The organism is Candidatus Korarchaeota archaeon NZ13-K, assembly GCA_003344655.1.
Lineage (GTDB): Archaea > Korarchaeota > Korarchaeia > Korarchaeales > Korarchaeaceae > Korarchaeum.
Window position 1 is genome coordinate 1 of sequence record MAIU01000003.1, and the last position, 17,794, is coordinate 17,794.

The 17,794-nt window shown below is 57.2% G+C and carries 16 protein-coding genes; 4 read left to right on the forward strand and 12 right to left on the reverse strand.

Annotation, left to right across the window (positions count from 1 at the left end; genetic code table 11):
- Positions 1-1,053 (forward strand): pyruvate kinase (gene pyk / locus BA066_00995; protein ID RDD54061.1); only part of this gene is annotated, 1,053 nt, incomplete at its 5' end.
- Positions 1,054-1,128: 75 nt separating this feature from the next.
- Here the strand turns inward: pyk and BA066_01000 are convergent.
- The 8 genes from BA066_01000 to BA066_01035 form a co-directional block, all read right to left on the reverse strand.
- The gene (locus tag BA066_01000; protein ID RDD54062.1) at positions 1,129-2,355 is read right to left on the reverse strand and encodes a hypothetical protein; all 1,227 of its coding nucleotides are present in this window, start codon (positions 2,353-2,355) and stop codon (positions 1,129-1,131) included.
- The gene (locus BA066_01005; protein ID RDD54063.1) at positions 2,352-3,140 is read right to left on the reverse strand and encodes a dihydroorotate dehydrogenase electron transfer subunit; all 789 of its coding nucleotides are present in this window, start codon (positions 3,138-3,140) and stop codon (positions 2,352-2,354) included. Before BA066_01005 ends, BA066_01000 begins: the two co-directional genes overlap by 4 nt.
- A gap of 1 nt (position 3,141) precedes the next feature.
- Positions 3,142-3,615: an aspartate carbamoyltransferase regulatory subunit gene (locus BA066_01010; protein RDD54064.1), complete on the reverse strand. Its 474-nt coding sequence runs from the start codon at positions 3,613-3,615 to the stop codon at positions 3,142-3,144.
- A complete protein-coding gene (gene pyrB, locus BA066_01015; protein ID RDD54065.1) occupies positions 3,612-4,502 on the reverse strand; it encodes an aspartate carbamoyltransferase in 891 nt (296 codons plus the stop codon). Before pyrB ends, BA066_01010 begins: the two co-directional genes overlap by 4 nt.
- Positions 4,499-5,086 carry an orotate phosphoribosyltransferase gene (locus BA066_01020; GenBank protein RDD54066.1) on the reverse strand — a complete coding sequence of 196 codons (588 nt, stop codon included), beginning with the start codon at positions 5,084-5,086 and terminating at the stop codon, positions 4,499-4,501. Before BA066_01020 ends, pyrB begins: the two co-directional genes overlap by 4 nt.
- A complete protein-coding gene (locus BA066_01025; protein ID RDD54067.1) occupies positions 5,073-5,741 on the reverse strand; it encodes an orotidine-5'-phosphate decarboxylase in 669 nt (222 codons plus the stop codon). The genes BA066_01020 and BA066_01025 overlap by 14 nt, the downstream gene beginning before the upstream one ends.
- Positions 5,742-5,770: 29 nt before the next feature.
- Positions 5,771-7,105 (reverse strand): adenylosuccinate synthase, encoded by a 1,335-nt coding sequence (locus BA066_01030; GenBank protein RDD54068.1) that lies wholly within the window; start codon positions 7,103-7,105, stop codon positions 5,771-5,773.
- 264 nt (positions 7,106-7,369) lie between these two features.
- Positions 7,370-9,226: a (Fe-S)-binding protein gene (locus BA066_01035; GenBank protein ID RDD54069.1), complete on the reverse strand. Its 1,857-nt coding sequence runs from the start codon at positions 9,224-9,226 to the stop codon at positions 7,370-7,372.
- A gap of 55 nt (positions 9,227-9,281) precedes the next feature.
- Here BA066_01035 and BA066_01040 point away from each other — a divergent pair, with 55 nt between their 5' ends.
- The 3 genes from BA066_01040 to BA066_01050 all read left to right on the forward strand — a co-directional run bounded on the left by BA066_01040 (position 9,282) and on the right by BA066_01050 (position 12,050).
- Complete coding sequence (locus tag BA066_01040; protein ID RDD54070.1) at positions 9,282-10,565, forward strand: FAD-binding oxidoreductase; 1,284 nt, start codon at positions 9,282-9,284, stop codon at positions 10,563-10,565.
- Between the two features lie 96 nt (positions 10,566-10,661).
- Positions 10,662-11,351, forward strand: a complete 690-nt coding sequence (locus BA066_01045; protein RDD54071.1) for a hypothetical protein — start codon at positions 10,662-10,664, stop codon at positions 11,349-11,351.
- Between the two features lie 123 nt (positions 11,352-11,474).
- On the forward strand, positions 11,475-12,050 hold the full coding sequence (locus BA066_01050) for a hypothetical protein (GenBank protein ID RDD54072.1): 576 nt from the start codon (positions 11,475-11,477) through the stop codon (positions 12,048-12,050).
- On the opposite strand, the gene BA066_01055 is transcribed toward BA066_01050, so the two are convergent.
- The 4 genes from BA066_01055 to BA066_01070 form a co-directional block, all read right to left on the reverse strand.
- Positions 12,039-13,463, reverse strand: a complete 1,425-nt coding sequence (locus tag BA066_01055; protein RDD54073.1) for a tRNA uridine(34) 5-carboxymethylaminomethyl modification radical SAM/GNAT enzyme Elp3 — start codon at positions 13,461-13,463, stop codon at positions 12,039-12,041. The genes BA066_01050 and BA066_01055 overlap by 12 nt on opposite strands.
- An 81-nt stretch (positions 13,464-13,544) precedes the next feature.
- Positions 13,545-14,939, reverse strand: a complete 1,395-nt coding sequence (argH, locus tag BA066_01060; GenBank protein RDD54074.1) for an argininosuccinate lyase — start codon at positions 14,937-14,939, stop codon at positions 13,545-13,547.
- Positions 14,893-16,128, reverse strand: a complete 1,236-nt coding sequence (locus BA066_01065) for an argininosuccinate synthase (protein ID RDD54075.1) — start codon at positions 16,126-16,128, stop codon at positions 14,893-14,895. The genes argH and BA066_01065 overlap by 47 nt, the downstream gene beginning before the upstream one ends.
- A gap of 167 nt (positions 16,129-16,295) precedes the next feature.
- Positions 16,296-17,768, reverse strand: coding sequence for a radical SAM protein (locus BA066_01070; protein ID RDD54076.1), 1,473 nt, complete (start codon positions 17,766-17,768; stop codon positions 16,296-16,298).
- Positions 17,769-17,794: the final 26 nt, after the last annotated feature.

Sequence of the window (17,794 nt, forward strand, 5' to 3'; positions counted from 1 at the left end):
ATCTACATAGACGGGGGGAGGGTGAGGCTTAGGGTGAGGGAGGTTAAGGATGAGCTGCTGAAGTGCGAGGTGATTCAGGGTGGGCTCGTGAGGGACAAGAGGTCAGTGCACGCATCGAAGCCCTTCGATATGAGGGGGCTCACTGAGGAGGACAAGGAGGCGATAAGGCTATCGGTGAGCAAGAAGGTGGATTTCATAGCCCTATCCTTCGTCAAGTCTGCGGATGATGTTCTGGAGGCTAGTAGGTTCATTGAATCCCTCACGGATGATCCACCAGCGATAATATCCAAAATAGAAACAAGAGAAGCCGTTGATAGAATAAAGGAGATACTGGAGGAATCATATGGGATAATGGTGGCGAGAGGTGATCTAGGGGTTGGAATATCGCTTCAGGAGGTCCCCACCGTTCAGAAGAAGCTGATAAGGCTCGCCAACATGCAAGCCAAGCCCGTGATAACTGCAACGGAGATGCTGGAGTCGATGGTCTCCAGCCCGGTTCCAACGAGGGCCGAGGTGACTGACGTCTATAACGCGATCCTTGACGGTAGCGATGCCGTCATGCTCTCAGCGGAGACAGCCATCGGGAAGTACCCCGTTCTGAGCGTGAGATGGATGAGGATGATATGCGAGGCAGCTGAGAGTTCCCTTGACATAAAGCTTGATTTCCCCGTCGATACGATGCCCTCCTTCATCGGAAGGGCCGCCGTAGAGGCCTCAGAGACCTTGAACTGTCCCCTCATCCTATGCTTCACTTACTCCGGCTACACGGCGAGGCACGTGGCCAGGCACAGACCTAGAGCTAGGATCATAGCCTTGAGCAGCGATCCGAGGACTAGCAGGATCTTAACGCTGACATGGGGAATCGAGATACTGGATGTGGGTCTAGATACGGAGGAGGCTATCGAGAAGGCTTTGAAGTACTGCCTGGATAATGAACTGATATCCGAGGAAGATTGCGTTGTCGTGACCTACGGCCATCCACACGGAAGGGCCAAGACCAACACTCTGAGGATACACAGGGTCAGGGAGCTGCTGGGCTTGGCTCCTAGCTAGCTTCTAAGAGGATTCAGAACAACAAGCGGGGCTCTAGCATCGATTTTTAGGGCTCATGGTGGCACCTCATTCTCCTCAGAGGGCAGGTTCGCCGAATCCAATCGGAACGATGGGCCCATCCTGGAAGGCGATCTCCCCCCTCAGGATGACCCTATCCACCCTCCACCTGAGCTCCCTACCGAGCAGGGGGCTCGTCCCAGCCCTGGTGTAGAGGTCATCAGCCCTGGGGACCCACCTCTCCCTCCTCAGGATGACCAAGTCAGCCAGGTTCCCGGGCGAGAGGGATCCCCTCCTCAGGCCCAAGTGCGAGGCCGGCTCCGAGCTGTACATGAGCAGGGCCCTGAAAGGGAGCGAGCCCTCCTCGACGCACTGAACCAGGAAGGGGGCGAAGGAGTCGAGCCATGGGATGCCGGGGGGCATTTCATCGTAGCCTCTCGACTTCTCCTCCAGGCTATGGGGCGCGTGATCCGTGACCAGGAAGTCTGCGTAACCAGCTTTAACCATCATGAGGAGCTCTCTCCTGATCTCCGGTCTTCTGATCGGCGGGTTCACCTTGAAGAGACTCCCCAGTCTTTCAGCATCCTCCGAGCTGAAGAGGAGGTGATGGGGGGTCACCTCGGCCCTCACCTCGAATCCCCTCACCCTAGCCTCCTTCACGGCCGCCAGCGTCGATGGGAGGGTTGCGTGGGCTATCCTCAGCCTGGTCCCATACCTCATGGCAAGTGAGATCACCCTGGTCACGGCGATCTCCTCAGCTATCTCGGGCCTGGCAATGGGATGTTCCATCAGGTCATGAGCCTCATCTGCCTCCATCAGGGCGATGGGGTCCTCCGCGTGCACCACTACCTCCTTACCCAGCTGAGCCGCTCTCCTGAACACCTCCCTCATGTCGTTCCCCATGTCCTCAGGGTAGACCTTCACGCCTATGACGAAGCTTTCCTCGGCCACGTATGGGTAGGCCGTGTAGAGCAAGAAATCAACGAGGCTCTCCCTCCTTGCCTCCTCCAACTTCATCGCGAGGGTCTCAGCGCTATCTATCCTGGGCGAGTTGTTAGGCATGTCTGCGACGACCGTAACACCCCCACTCAGAGCGGCTGAGGATTCGGACCTCCAATCCCCCTTGTGCCTCTGATTCAACCCCCTCATGTGTACGTGGAGGTCAACCATGCCCGGGAGTATCAGATCCACCTGCTCGCAGCCCCTCATCACCTTGGATATGCTGACTATCTCGCTGCCCTCCACCTCGATGCAGGCATCCAGAAAACCGGTGGGGAGCATCAGCTTACCGCAGAAGCATTTCATCTTATCACCTCATGCAAGTCCCTCAGGCTGATCTTTCTTCCATCGAAAACCCTCCAGTAATTCCCGAAGTCCCTGGTGGCGGCTAGTATTCTCCCATCGAAGACGGGGCCGTCCCTGCAGACCAGTATCCCGAGGGGATCCAGGGAGCAGGATCCGCATATCCCTATGGAACACCTTATCAGCCTCTCTAGGGAGACCTCAACCGCCTTTCCCCTCCAAAGGGACTCCCTCACAACCTCGACGAGCATAGGCTCGGGACCGGCCGCGTATATCCTGTCCGGCCAGTCGAAGTCGACGTGCTCCGTGATTCTTCCCCTAAGCCCCTTTGAGCCGTCCTCGGTGGCGAGTATAAGTCTATCGCTGATCGAACTGAGCAGATCATCCAAGATGACATCGCTCCCACTCCTGAAACCAGCGTAAAACCTCAGCTCGACTCTCCCAGATGCTCTCAGCCTCTCGGCCAGGAATATGAGTGGGGAGATGCCGTAGCCCCCGCCGATCAGGGAGATCCTGCCCTCCGCTGACGAGAATCCCCTTCCATAGGGCCCCCTCAGCCAGAGGAGGTCCCCCTCCCTCAGGGAGTGAAGGGCAGAGCTGACCCTGCCCACCTTAGCCACCAAGAGCCAGACCTCTTCTTCCAGCTCTCTGGCCACGCTTATCGGGATCTCTCCAACTCCCGGAACCCAAACCATGACGTACTGACCTGGAGAGGAGCCAAGATTCCCCCGCAAGACTATCTTCTTAACCTTGCCACTCAATTCCTCAGCTTCCATTACCTCCATCACTCTATATGCCTGAGAGCTGTTCAACGATCTCCTCCTCCGTCAGGTACTCACCGCAGTACTCGCAGACCATTCTGAGGGGATCTCTCGATATTAGGGTGAAGGTCGGCTTGACGGCCTCCCTAGGGGCATTAGTCACGCAGTTCGGGTTCATGCACCTCAGTATCCCGACTATCCTGCTAGGAAGCTCAACTCTCCTCTTCTCGACGACCTCATAGTTCCTGATTATGTTTATGGTCGCTCTGGGTGCGATGAGCGATATCTTATCCACCTCCTCCTTGCTCAGCTCCTTCCCCTCCACCTTGACTATGTCCTTCTTTCCCAGCTTGCGGCTCGGGACGTTCATCACGAGCGCAACAACCCCCTCCCTCTCCCCGGTTATGCCTAGGAGCTTGAGCACCCTGAGCGCCCTCCCGGCTGGTATGTGATCTATCACGCTGCCATCGGATATCCTCCTGACCACAAGCTCCTCCTTCAAGGTATCACCTCCGAAAGGAGCGCCATCCTCAGAGGGACCCCGTTGGCCGCCTGCTTGAAGTAGTAGGCGTAGGGCGTTGAATCGACCTCGATGGATATCTCATCCACCCTGGGAAGCGGATGCATTATCATCAGGGTCTCCTTGACCTCCTTGAGCAGTGATGCATCAACCCTGTAGCTGCCCTTGACCCTCTCGTACTCAGCAGGATCCGGGAACCTCTCCTTCTGCACCCTGGTCACGTAGAGCACGTCCAGCTCTGAGATGACCTCCTTGAGATCGGCGAACTCCCAAGGTATCCTCAGGGAGTCCAGCAGCTCCTGCCTCGGCCTGAGGCTCTCTGGGGATATAAGGTAGACCTTCCTCGGGGAGTAAAGGTTGAGGGCCCTGAGGAAGCTCGCGGCAGCCCTCCCGTATCTGAGATCTCCGAGAACCCCGTAAGTAAGGTTATCTATTCCCCCCCTCTCCCTCCATATGGTGTAGAGGTCTATCATCGCTTGGGTGGGGTGATTCTTCGTGCCGTCCCCCGCGTTTATAACGGGGACCTCCGCGAGCTCAGCTGCCAGCTTTGCGGCCCCCTCTATGCTGTGCCTCACCACTATTCCATCGGAGTAGGCATCTAGCATCCTTATAGTATCAGAAAAGCTCTCTCCTTTGGCCAGGGAGGTGGATTGCGCGGCCTCAAACCCTATATAACTCCCCCCAAGTCTTAAAGTGGCCGTCTCGAAGCTGAACCTGGTCCTAGTGCTCGGCTCGAAGAAGGCCATCGCTATGACCTTCCCCCTGAGCTCATCCCCCTGGAACCTGGATGAGGCCACCCTGAAGAGTCTCTCCAACTCGCTCCTCTTGAAATCGGATATGGAGATGACATCCCTACCCCTAAGGCTCATACCCCGACCTCCCTCAGGTACCTCAGGGCGTGCTCCCTATACCCATCCGGGAGGGAGTCCAGGAGCATCTCTACAATCTCCGGTAGAGTTGCTAAACTCCTCAGGATGATTCCCTCCTCCTTCAGGCTCTCAGAGGCCCCTTGCATCCTGTCAACAACGACCCAGGCTTCCTTAACATCGGCGCCCGCCTCCCTGATTACCCTGGCCGCGTGCATGATCGAGCCACCGGTGGTGGCGACGTCATCTATTATGACGTAGCTCCTCCTGTTCAAGAAGCCCTCGAGGAGGCCCTCGGTTCCGTGCTCCTTCCTCTCCCTTCTAACATATATCAGGGGTCTCCTCAAGTTTAATGAGACTGCCGTAGCCAGGGGAAGCCCTCCGACGGCCACTCCGCAAACACCGAAGTCCCCCTGTCCGATCCTCCTTGAGATCTCCTGGGCTATGAGGAGGAACTCCTCCGGGAAGGAGGGAAGCGGCCTGAGGTCCACGTATATGCTGCTCCTCCTCCCGGATGTGAGCGTGAATTCGCCGAACCTCAGCATCCCCCTGGATAGCAGGAGAACCCCCAGCTCATGCGCGTCCATGGATGACACCCCTCTGAGCCTCAACGATCCTCATCGCTTCCTCGATAGGATCCTCACTCCTGAGGATGCTCCTACCGACTATCTCGAGGTCCGCGCCCGCCTCTATCGCGGATCCCGGCTCCGCTCCCTGGGCCCCCACGCCGGGGGAGAATATCCTTACACCTGGCAGCCTCCTCCTGGCCTCCCTTATCATCTCCGGCCTGGTCGCACCAACCACGATTCCCTCAATTCCCAAGAGCTCGGCCTCCTCGAGCAGCCTGATGAAGTCCCTCCTGAAGAGCTTGGCCTCGGGATGACTCATGGCAGCTACCCCTATAAGATCCATAGCGGTCTCATAGTTCCTGTGCCCTGTGAATAGGTGCAATATTGTCGCATCAAATCCCATCCCCTCCAAGTGGCCGATTATGTGCTGGACGACCTCAGGGATGTCGGCCAGTTTGTAATCGGCTATCCAGTAGTATTCGGGGAACTCCCTCACGAGCTTCCCCACGCCATCGAACCCCATCGATAGTGTTATGGGGAAACCGACCTTCACCCCGACAGCTAGGTCCCTGAGAGCCACCAAAAGCTCCTTAACTCCCTTGGATGGGAAATCAAGTGCCAATATGAGTCTAGAATCGAGGGAAGAAATCCTCTCGGTGAGCTTGCTCCTTATCGGGACCCTTCAATCCCCTGCCGTGATCCCTATATAACTGTTGGCTCCCTCGCGCGAACTCCGGTCAGGGAGCCGATGAGCTCATCGAAAGCCGGCGTGGTGATGGTCATCTCCCTCTCCGGGCCCAGCCCAACTAGGACAGTCTTCACGTTCAACTCCCTCTCCAGAAACCTTATGTAGGCCTTCATCTCCTCGGGCAATCCCTCCCACCCCTCATCAATCACTCCCCTCCAGTCTCGGTCCTCCCAGCCCTCCAGTTCGACGTAGCCGGGCCTAGCCCTGCTCATCTCATCGACGTAGGGAGGGGCTACCCTGAGCTCCTCCCCATCCAGCTCATAGGCAACGGCTACCTTTATCCTCCTGATGCCGGAGAGCACATCCAGCTTCCTTATGGCCAGGTAGCCCACGCCGTTTATCAGGGCTGAGTACCTCAGCATGGGGATATCGAGCCAACCGACCCTCCTGGGCCTGCCGGTCGTCGTCCCGTACTCCCCTCCCCTCTCCCTTATGCGATCGGCCTCCTCACCGAAGAGCTCCGTTGGGAAGGGTCCTGCCCCCACCCTGGAAGTATAGGCCTTGCAGACCCCAAGAACGGCATCTATGACCAGGGGACTCACTCCGACGCCCGTGCAGGCCCCTCCGGCAATCGTGCTCGATGAGGTGACGAAGGGATATGTGCCATGGTCCACGTCGAGCAGGGTTCCCTGGGCCCCCTCGAATACGACCATCTTACCCCTCGCTATCGCATCGTTCACCTCTATGTGGTCGTCCCCGACGAAGGGTCCGAGGAACTCCCTCCAAACATTCGACCTGGCTAGGAGATCGCCGTAATAGCTCTCCATATCTCCTCTCAGGACATTGGCCCTCCTCAGCTCCGCCTCCTTGAGCTCAAGCACCCTCCTGAGCTTCTCAGGGAACTCGCGACTGAAGAGGTCCTTCACCCTCAGGCCCGTGACCCTGGCCATCTTATCCTGATAGGCGGGGCCGATCCCCCTCTTCGTCGTGCCCAGCGAGTCGCCCGCCAGGGAGGCGTCCAGCTCCCTGTGGTAGGGAAGCAGCAGGGTGGCCTTGAGGGACACCAGTATGTCGACCTTCTTCCCCCTCCTCCTGAGCTCCTCAACCTCCTCCATGAATACCTCGGGGTCGAATGCGACACCGGCTCCTATCACGCACCTCTTACCCCTGGCGGCGCCCGAGGGTATCAGGTGGAACTTGTACTTCGAGCCCTCCGCCACGACCGTGTGACCGGCGTTGCTTCCCCCATTGTACCTCACGACGAGATCCGCCCACCCGGCTAGGAAATCAACGACGGCGCCCTTGCTCTCGTCACCGAACTGCATGCCGACGACGACTATCGCTGGCATCCAGCATTACCTCAGCTGCGCGCCCGGTGAGAATTTAAGCGTTGCAGGGGGTTGTGAGGATACTGAAAATAAATACTAATTAGATTCGATAATTCTTTAAATTCTTTTAACAAAAAATTGAATTAACTGAAATGATTTTGGTTAAACGGATGAGAACGATCATGTTCATGACCCACTCATCGCGTTCTCCGGCCGCGCTCCCGCGATCCCATGAGCCTCACGGGTGCTAATCCTAGGCCTAGGCTAAGGAAAAACAGAGGGAGGTCATTCTAAAAGCTCAGAGATCTCTAGGACCCTGAGGTCCTCCGCTCCCATACCCTTGATGGCATCATTGATCATGGCATAGCAGAAGGGACAGGCAACCACCACGTTCTTAGCTCCGATCTCCTGGGCCTCCTTGACCCTCTCCTTCGCCATCGAGCTCTCGCCCTGGTACCAGTAGTTGGCTCCCCCAGCACCGCAGCAGAAGGTGTCCTTCCCGCTTCTCCTCATCTCCCTGTATCCCCTCAACCCCCTGAGCACCGACCTGGGCTCCTCAACTATGCCATTGTACCTCGATAGGTTGCATGGGTCATGGAAAGTCAGATCGTCGATCTGCCTCAGCTTGAGCCTGCCCTCCCCATGAAGCCTCGCCAGGAGCTCCACGTGCGAGACCACCTCCACGTCCCAGTCCCTCACGATCCTTGGATACTCCTTCCTGAAGACCGTGAGTCCATGGGGACAAACAACGAGCAGCTTCTTGACCCCTAGCTCCTTGAAGAGTTCCGAATTCGCCATGACGAACTCCTGGAACATTCCCTCCTCACCCAGCCTCCTCACGGGTTCCCCACAGCAGGTCTCCATCTCCCCGAAGGTCGCTATCCTCAGCCCAGAGCTCCTCAGGAGCTCCACCAGCCTGCTGACGATCCTCTTGCCGATCGGATCGAAGGAGTACTGGCATCCCACCCAGATGTAGTAATCAGGATCCTCATCGCTGCTCAGCCAGCTAAGCCTGCCTCTCTGCGGAACTGAGAGGGAGTTCCTGTACCTTCTGAGGCTGTTTACAAGCTCACCCATCTTCTTATCTATTCTGCCATCGAAAACAAGTCTGCGCCTCCTCTCCATCAGGAAATCTAGGGGCTTGACGTAATTGGGACAGGAGAGGGAGCAAGCGCCGCATGCCACGCAGGACCAAACAGTCTCATCCCTGAGCTCATAGTGAGCTCCCAGCAGGGATCCCCTCAGCCCTATGACCACGTCCCTAGGGGAGAGCGGTCTGCCGACCTGATTGGCTGGGCAGGAATCCGTGCATCTCCCGCACTTGACGCAAGCAGCCAATCTGTATTTCTCGTACCAGGGGAGCTCCTCCGGCCTCTCGAATCCCACCCTCAGCTCCTCCACGTTCTCAACATCCTGAAGGAGGAAGGGCTCCCTCGGGAACTCCACGCCATCCTCCTCAAGCGAGGAGGTCACCAGAGAGGTTAGGGAGTGAAGGAGATTGCTGTAGGGAAGGTAAGCTATCATGATGAAAGCCAAAATGGCGTGACTCCACCAAATAGCCTCATATAATCCTCTTAATGAGCTCCCGATCAAACCTGACAGGGAATTTCCTATGAATGAGTATATAGATGCCTCATTCGGTGAGGAGGATATTCTAGTGGCCTCCATCAAGAAGCCGGAGATCCCTATGTAGAGCAGACCGAGGAGCAGCAGCTTCCCCTCCCTCTCCCTCGTTGGGAGGAGGAGCAGAACTCCGATGAGGAAGATTAGGCCTGATAGGTCCATGATGAGCTCGAATAGGAAATAAGAGGTGTCCTTGAGGATCAAGAGACCGAAGTGTTTGAGCACATCCGTCTCCAGGAAGACGGTCACGGTTCCCAAGAACAGAAGAAGGGTGCCGAAGAAGAGGAAGATGTGTGGAAAACCTTTGAGCTTCTCTATGACCCTCCTCTGGGTGATAACGCGACTGAAACCCCTGGATAAGGAGCCGGTGTTCAGCGATCTCAGGGCCTTCCAGAGCTCGAACCTCGCGAAAACCCTGTAAATTCCATATATGAAAGCAATAGCTATAGGAACAAGTATTGCATACATTACCGCGGGGACGTATGATGGAAGCAGAGCGAAGCTCTCCCTGACCACCAACCTGCGCACCCACCCCCGCTCACTGATAAATTTTTAATATTTATCGCCGCAAAACATCGGTGGTATCTTGGAGGCTGATCTGCTGGTCGTGGGTGCGGGCGTATTCGGGCTCTCGACGGCCTATCATTACCTCCGCGAAAATCCCGGGAAGAGCGTCCTGATAGTGGATAGGATGGGGGACGTTGGTCAGGGAGCCACTGCTAAGAGCGCCGCAGCATTCAGGGCTAACCTGTTCACTTCAGCCACTAACAGGCTGCTTGCGGGTACATCCGTTGATTTCTTCCTGCATGTTCAGGAGAATGAGGGTTACGACCTGGGGATAATGAAGGTCGGCTATCTGGTCCTGAGAAGCAAGGATCAATTTGAGAAGGTGGCTGAAGTTGCTAGGATGCTCGAGAAGATGGGAGCCGTCAGGATATACAGGAGGGAGGAGCTCAAGGAGAGGCTGAAGATGAACTACGAGTTCCCGGGTGATGAGGAGGCTGAACTGCTGAACGTTAAGGAAATTGAGTACGGGATATTCGGCTACAAGTGCGGTTACATGGATGCCGATAAGCTCGCCTACTACTACAGGGACAGGATAAAGGAGATGGGGGGAAACTTCCAGTTCAACACGAAGGTGGAGAGCATAATAGTCGAGCCAGAGGTCAAGCTGGGGATCCCAAGGGAACCTAGGGCCTGGCAGAAGGTGAGGTTCCCTGGAGTGGAGACTAACAAAGGTGTCCTTAGGGCGAAGAACCTTGTCATTGCGGCTGGGGGATGGACACACCTTCTCCTAGATCCCATAGGGATAGATTGCATATCAAAACCCAAGAAGAGGCAGATATTCACGATAAGGCCCAGAACAGAGGAGCAGAGGGCTCTCCTCTACACAACAGGGTTCAACGAGGAGGGGGTGCTACCCTTCACGATACTCCCGACCGAGCACTATATAAGGGCGGATAAGAGGGATGGAACTCTCTGGCTGGCCCTCTCAGACGAGATAAGACCCTTCTCGACGGACGATGAGCCCGAGGAGTCATTCTACTATGACAACATATACCCCGTGGTCGTGAAGTACTTCCCGCAGCTCGAGGGCGCCAGGGTGGACAACATGTGGGGAGGTCTCTACATGATAAACTCGGTGGATCACAACCCTGTCGTCTTCAGGAGGTCCAACATGGTCGTGGCCACTGGCGACAGCGGCAGCGGGATAATGAAGGGGGATGCCGTGGGCAGGATAGCTGCGGCTCTTGTTCAGGGTAAGAGGGAAGCGGAGCTCTTCGGAGGGGAGAGGATACCAACGGACAGGCTGGAGGTGGTCGGTAGATCTCTGGAGCCTGAGAGCTTCGTCTTCTGATGGGGGCTCTCCATAAATTTTTACTTGAGTGGCTCGGTGCCACCGGCACGCTCGGGAAAGTTTATATTACTGGGTTGCCGGGTGCAGGGATGCGTGATGAGAAAGTCCTTACTGGTCCTGATTCCTATCATCCTGGTGGCGGCCTTGATGATGGGTCTCCTAATTTTCAGGGGGGGCCAGCCGGCTGGCAGGAGCTTTGAAGAAGCCTATTCATCGGCTAGGAAGCTCACATTCTCCGTGGGTGAGGGCTCCGTCATAACGTGGGAGGAGGAGATCAGGCTGTCCTACGGCAACACGAGCTCCCCAGTGAACAGCTCAATAGAGTCTGTGGTGATCAAGAACCTGACATGGCCGAACTTCGTGATATGCACAAAGAACGGAACCTCGGAGGGCGAATGCGGTGAGGTGTTCTTTCACATGATCGCTTTTCCGCGTGAACTGGTTGGTGTGACCTCCATAAATCTTCCCTCCCTGCTGTACGAGAACATGACCGTCCTGATGGTGAATAACGGTCTGACCGAGCTGAAAACAGCCTGGGGATCGAGCAAGGCTTTTAACTACACAAACTCGACGTCAAATTATCCGATGCAGAACGTATCGACCATAACCAAGCTTTACGTTGACCCTGAGAGTGGGTTGGTGCTGAGGGGGGACATATGCCTGATGAGGGCCGACATCTCACTGACCTTCACTTACAGCCTGACATCCAAACCGGAGCCCAGGGGTGGGTTCCAGATAGACAAGCCGGGGGAATGGGAGTGGGGCCGCCCATCTCCCGGAGCCTGAGATGACATGGTGTAGAAATTAGGGGTACGCCGGTCATTCCCATGAAAAATATTGAAAATTCTGTGGACCACTGCGGGGATATGAGCGGATAAAATTTATGAGTGACACCTCCTCGGAAGGGGGATGGGTCTGTCATCGGAGTCGAGGGATCTCCTACTTATCCCCGTGCTCATGAGCGAGGTACCGCTGAGGAGCATCGGCGATGAGGAAGCAGCTAAGATAGCGGCTGTGATAAGGAGGATGCTCCCCCCAATGGATGGGGCTAGGGTCGTGATAGTGCCGGCACTCTACTACCTGAGCGACATCCTAGGGAGGATGAAGCTGGATGAGATAGTGGTTAACTCCGCGGCCCTAGTGGAGATGATGGAGAGGAGGGGCCTTAGGTCGGATGTATACGTCCTCAACCCTTACTCGTCCAACGGCATGATCCCGGCGCCCAACAGGTTGGGAGGCGGTACTGGAGGGCTTACCTGGGCCATCATACCGATAATCGTGCTGGGCGGTGATGCCCCCCTGAGCTACGACGATGAGGAGCTCGAATACCTGTTGGATGACCTTGAGTCCCTCCTCTCGAGAGTTTACGGGACGTTGAATCTCAGGATATTCCCGCCAATTACGATTGAGAATCTTTTGGATCTAATGGACTCCGTGGAGGAGATTTATGAGGAGAGCTGGGATTCCTGGGCATCAGCCGGCTAACTCCTTCCACATGTAGAAGGATCCAGGCAACTTCCTGTAGCCCAGCCTCCTGAAGTACTCCCTAGCCCCTATCCCTGCTATCACCAGCACCTTCTTCGCTCCCATCTCCTCGGATGAGATCCTCTCGGCCTCCCTGACGAGCATCGCCCCATAGCCCCTGTGCTGCGCGTGGGGTCCGGGCGCCTCACCTATGGGGACCATCTGCCCGTAGACGTGAAGCTCCCTTATGAGGCTCGTCCTATCATCGACCTCCCACCTGTGGGCCAGGGGGGAGGGATCCCTCAGCCTCAGTATCCCCATGAGGACGTCTCTCCTATCGACCAGTGAGAGGAGGAACTCAGTACCCCCGCCAGCCTCGTACTCGAGGATCTCCATCCTAACGGAATCGTAATCAGGCTCAATTCCCTTATTGGATACTCTACCAGCCTCCCTGAACCTCATCTCCTCTATCTTGATCCCCCTCGCCATGAGGGCCTCCTCCACAAGCTGCCTCATGTTCCTCCTCCTCGGTCCGGCGATTATGAACTCCTCAGGTATGTCCCTCTGAACGTGCTGGAGTCTCATCCACCTGGGAAGCATGGGGAGGGCCCTCATCAGGTACTCCTCGAACTCCTCATCGGTCATGCCCCTGTACTCCCCTCTCTCCCACATCCTTTGGAGGGGGGTGTCCCTTATCACGAGCGTCGGGTATATCTTAAGGGCATCCGGTCTGAATGACGGGTCCTCTATGATCATCCTGAGGGCCTCGAGATCCCTATCCAGATCGCTGCCTGGAAGGCCCGGCATCAGGTGATAGCCCACCTTGTAAGCCGCGTCCCTGAGCACTCTGGTGGCCCTGCGCACCTCTCCCACGGTGTGAGCTCTCCCCACCCTGAGGAGGACGTCATCGAACGGGGATTGAACGCCCAACTCGACCCTGGTGAACCCGAGGTAGAGCATCCTGTCCACATGATCCTCCATGGCCCAATCGGGCCTGGTCTCCAGGGTCATGGCGACGCACCTGACTGAAGACACCTCGTTCAGCTCCTGGGCCTCTAAGAGGTTCCTTGATATCCTCTCAGGTCCCATGTAACTGTTCATGGAATCCAGGGCCCTCTTCACGAACCACTCCTGGTAATCGAAGGGCTGGGCGTTGAAGGTGCCACCCATTATTATGAGCTCCACCTTCGATGGATGAACGCCCGACCTGGAGAAGTCCTGGAGCCTCCGGGTCACCTGGAGGTAGGGGTCGTAGTCGAGCCTGGACCCCCTCATCACCACGGGGCTCCTCTCAACGTAGCTCTGGGGCGTTCTCCCCCCACCAGGGCAGTAGAGGCATCTTCCATGGGGGCAGGGGAAGGGCCTGGCGGCTATCGAGACCACGGCAACGCCTGATGCTATCCTGGATCTGCTCGCCCCCCTCTCCCTCAGCATAGACTCCTCACGACCGGCCCCTGAGCAGCGATAAAAAGTTCTCTGGATCAGCTGAGATCCCAAGGATCCTGCCGGGGGTGATCAGGGGGAGGAGCCGGATGAGATCCTCCTCGCTATGTCCAATAACCTTCTCTCGCTCTCTGTCTTCTCAGCCTCATAATCAGCCAGCCTCGATATGTCATCCCTCAGGAGCTTCCTCCTAGCCTCTATCTCAACCCTGAGCTCCTCTGGGTTGGGACCTCCCCTGACCCTCGTGGCTATCGCCTCCTCGAAGCTCGGGATCTCAAGTCCCAAGCTGCTCAATGCCCTCCTCAGGTCCCAGTCCGACTCCCTGAGTGCCGAGGCCAGCAGGGAATGAGCTGCTCTGTAGCTGATCCCCCTCCTCCTGCTTATCTCCTCCGCGGCGAGCTGAGCCAGTGTCTCCTCAACTCTAGCCTCCCTGAACCTGATCCTCCTCACTAGGTCTGAGAGAACCCTTAGGGACTCCTTCACGTTCCTCAGAGCTTCCAGGAAGTGCCTGTTGGTCTCCTGTAGGTCCAGATTGTAACCGCTGGGCAGTCCCTTCACTATCGAGAGCACCGTGACGAGGGATCCCATGACCTCCCCGGCCTTCGCCCTCACAACCTCCAGCGTCACGGGGTTCCTCTTCTGCGGCATTATGCTGCTCGTGGAGACGTGATCCTCCGGAAGCTCCACCAGGGCGAATCCCGGGGTGGACCACACTATTAGGTCCTCGCAAACCCTGCTAAGGGTCACCATGAGGGAGGAGAGCACGGCCAGGGTCAGTGTCTCGAAGGATCTGCTCCCAGTGGCCAGGAGGGTGTTGCCCTCCACTCCGGAGAACCCGAGCAGATCGGCGAGCCTCCCCCTATCCAGGGGGACCGAGCTGCCGGCGGCCGGCCCTGAGCCCAGGGGACAGAGGTCCACGACCTGCCTCAGGACGTGCCATATCACCCTGTAATGGTGGAAGAGCTCCTGCTCAACGTAGAGGAGGTAGTGAGAGGCCGTGGAGGGCTGGGCCGGTCGGAGGTGCGTGAACGCCGGTATCACTAGCTCCAAGTTTGAGAGGGCGGAGTCCAGCAGGGCTCCCCTAAGTCTGTTTATCTCCCAGAGGATCGCTATTAGCTCCCTCACGGCTGAGTACCGCAGGGCCGTCGCCACCTGATCGTTCCTGCTCTTCCCGTAGGCCATCCAGCCGCCCATCTCCCCAGCCCTCTCCAGTAACCAGCTCTCCAGCGCCTCGTGCACGTCCTCGAAGTCTCCGGAGAGTATCTCCTCCTCCCTGCTCAGGGCATCAAGGAGAAGGGAGATTGTGATTCTGGCCTCCTCAGGTATTAGCTTCAGCTCAAAAAGATGAATTTGATGGGCCAGGGCAGTGAGAACGGCTGCCCTAAATAGGTCCCTGTCTTCCTCAAGCGATGAGGTGAACTTAAGCAACCAGCCCTCCTGCTCCCCCAGCCCCGGTTTTCTGTACATTCCTCACAGCCCTCGATGTCACAGCATATAAACCCCAGGCCTGTATGAAGCCCCTGGCCTCCTCGTCAGTGGGGTACCATCCCTCATCGTAGCCCGCTATGCTCACGTCATACAGGGCGAGATCCGACCTCCTTCCGACCACCATCAGGCTCCCCTTGAAGAGCCTCAACCTGACCTCACCGCAGATGTGCTCGTTCATGTTTTCTATGAACTTCTGGAGGCTCTCCCTGAGGGGCTCGCTCCAGAGACCCTCGTAGACTAGGTTGGTCCACTCCCTATCGGCTAAGGACTTGAACTGAAGTTCCCTCCTCGTCAGAATCGCCTTCTCAAGGTCCTTGTGCGCCCTTATTATAGTGACCGCGGCGGGGGCCTCGTAAACCTCCCTGCTCTTGAAACCGACTATCCTGCTCTCCATGTGATCTATCCTCCCGACCCCGTGCCTTCCAGCGATGGAATTGAGCCTGACTATCAGCTCGCTCAGCCTCATCCTCTCCCCGTTTAGGGCCACAGGGAGCCCCTTATCGAACTCAATCGACAAGTACTCCGGCTCTTCTGGGGCTCTATCAGGGGGAACCGTCCACTCGAAGGCGTCCTCCGGGGGCTCGTTCCAGGGATCCTCGATTGGCCCGCCCTCTACGCTCCTACCCCAGATGTTGGAATCTATTGAGTACCTCTTGTGGCTCTCGGGGATCCTTAGACCCCTGGATCTCGCGTACTCAAGCTCCTGATGTCTGCTCGTCCTCCATATCCTCGTTGGGGCTATCACCTTGAGTCTGGGATTCAGGGACCTCACGGTCACGGCGAACCTGACCTGATCATTACCCTTGGAGGTGCAGCCGTGGGCGACGGCGTCGGCGCCCTCCCTCTCCGCCACCTCCACGAGCTTTGAGGCTATGAGGGGCCTGGAGAGCGAGCTGGATATGGGGTACTCCTCCTCATACATGGCGTTTGCGAGTATTGCCGGAGCTATGTAATCATGAGCGAACTCATCAACGAGGTTGAAGCTGTAATGACGCACGGCCCCGGCCTCATAGGCTCTCCTCTCTATCTCCTCCAGCTCGGCTCCCTGGCCGAGCTCCACCGTCAGGGTGACGACCTCAACACCGTTCTCGGAGAACCACTTTATGGCCACGGTCGTGTCAAGTCCACCGGAGTATGCGAGGACCAGCTTGGAGATACTCTCACTCAAACGAGGCATCTCCGGTAACTCATCATATCACCTGCGGCCCCCCTGAGCCTCCACTTAAAAATCTTTCGTTCGGCGATGGTGGCGCGGCTGGTCGCTCAGGCCGAGGAGCAAGTCGATGAGGATCTTGAATAGCCAGCTTGGAGCCCCGCGAACAGATAAGCTGAGCCTCATAACTCCTCATGGTCAGAGAATTCCTCGATGAGCCCATCGAGATCAGGGCCCTCAGAGGAGCTCCTGGAGCTCCCGCTCCTAATGAAGTTCCAGATGGCCCTCAATATGCTCGGGAGGGCCCTCCTCACCAGGGATTCCCTGAACCTGAGCAGGTCCCTGAGGAGGTACCTCGGCCTGAGGTAGAAGGTGAGATAAGCCTTAACGAGCATGCTCTGAATCTGATTAGCCGTCAGGTAGAGGCCCCTCATCACGGCATTCACCGTCGTGTAAAGCCTCCAGTCCAGAGTGATTAGGAGCCTGTTCCTGAGGGCGAAATCCCATAGTCTGGTCCCTGGATAGGGGGTTGCAACGGTGAACTGGGCGTAATCGAGGCCGAGCCTCTTGGAGAAGCCTATGGTCCTGTCAATGTCCTCCTCCCTCTCTATGGGGAAACCTATGACGAAGGAGCCGAGGGCCTTGAGCCCGGCTTCCGCAGCGGTCTTGACCGCTTCGACGGCCTGACTAAGCTTTATCCCCTTCCCTATGAAGTCCAGCACCCTCTGAGTGCCGGATTCTATCCCGAAGTAGATGGTGTGGGCCCCCGCCCTCCTCATCGCTTGAGCGGTCTCCCTGTCGAACGTGTTCACCCTGGAGGAGGCGCTCCAGCTGACGTCGAGGCCCTCCCTCAGGATCCCCTCGCAAACCTCCCGGGCCCTCCTCCTGTCCAAGGTGAATGTGTCATCCAGGAACTCGATCTCCCTTATCCCGAAATCCTCCCTCAGGATCCTGAGCTCCTCAATCACTCTATCAACGCTGTGGGCCCTCCAGATCTTCCCGAACTGGAGGGAGGATGAGCAGAAGATGCAGTTGAATGGGCATCCCCTGGAGGTCATAAGGACCCCATACCTCAGCTTCCTGACCCTGTAGAGGTTCCAGTCTATCAGGTCATAGGCGGGGATCGGGAGGTCATCAAGCCGGCCGACCAGGGGCCTGGGGGGGTTGTGCCTCACCCCTCCCTCGGGATCCCTGTAGGATATCCCCTTTACATCCCTGAGGGAGCTCAGATTCATATCACTTTTCTCAAGAGCCCTGAGGACTTCCCTGAACGACTCCTCCCCCTCCCCCCTGACGACCACGTCCACGTGAGGGCAGCTCCTGAGCGTGTGGTCCGGGAGGAAGGTGACGTGAGGTCCACCCAATATGATGACGGCGTTCTCATTCAGCTCCTTCGAGATCCCGGCCAAATCATAAGCATCATATATTGCTGGGGTTGTCGCTGATATGCCGACGACGTCGGGATCGAATCCCTTGAGGATGCGTCCCGAGGAGCTTATGTCGGCGTTCATCGAGGGGAAATCGAAGATGGCCACCTCATGCCCCTCCTCCCTGGCGATGGAGGCCAGGTAAGCCAAGCCCAGCGGTACCCCGTTGACCCCGAGCACCTCCTTAACCGAGGAATGCGTCGGGGGCATCACCAGGGCGACTCTCATCCATTCAGATCCCACGGACACGGATA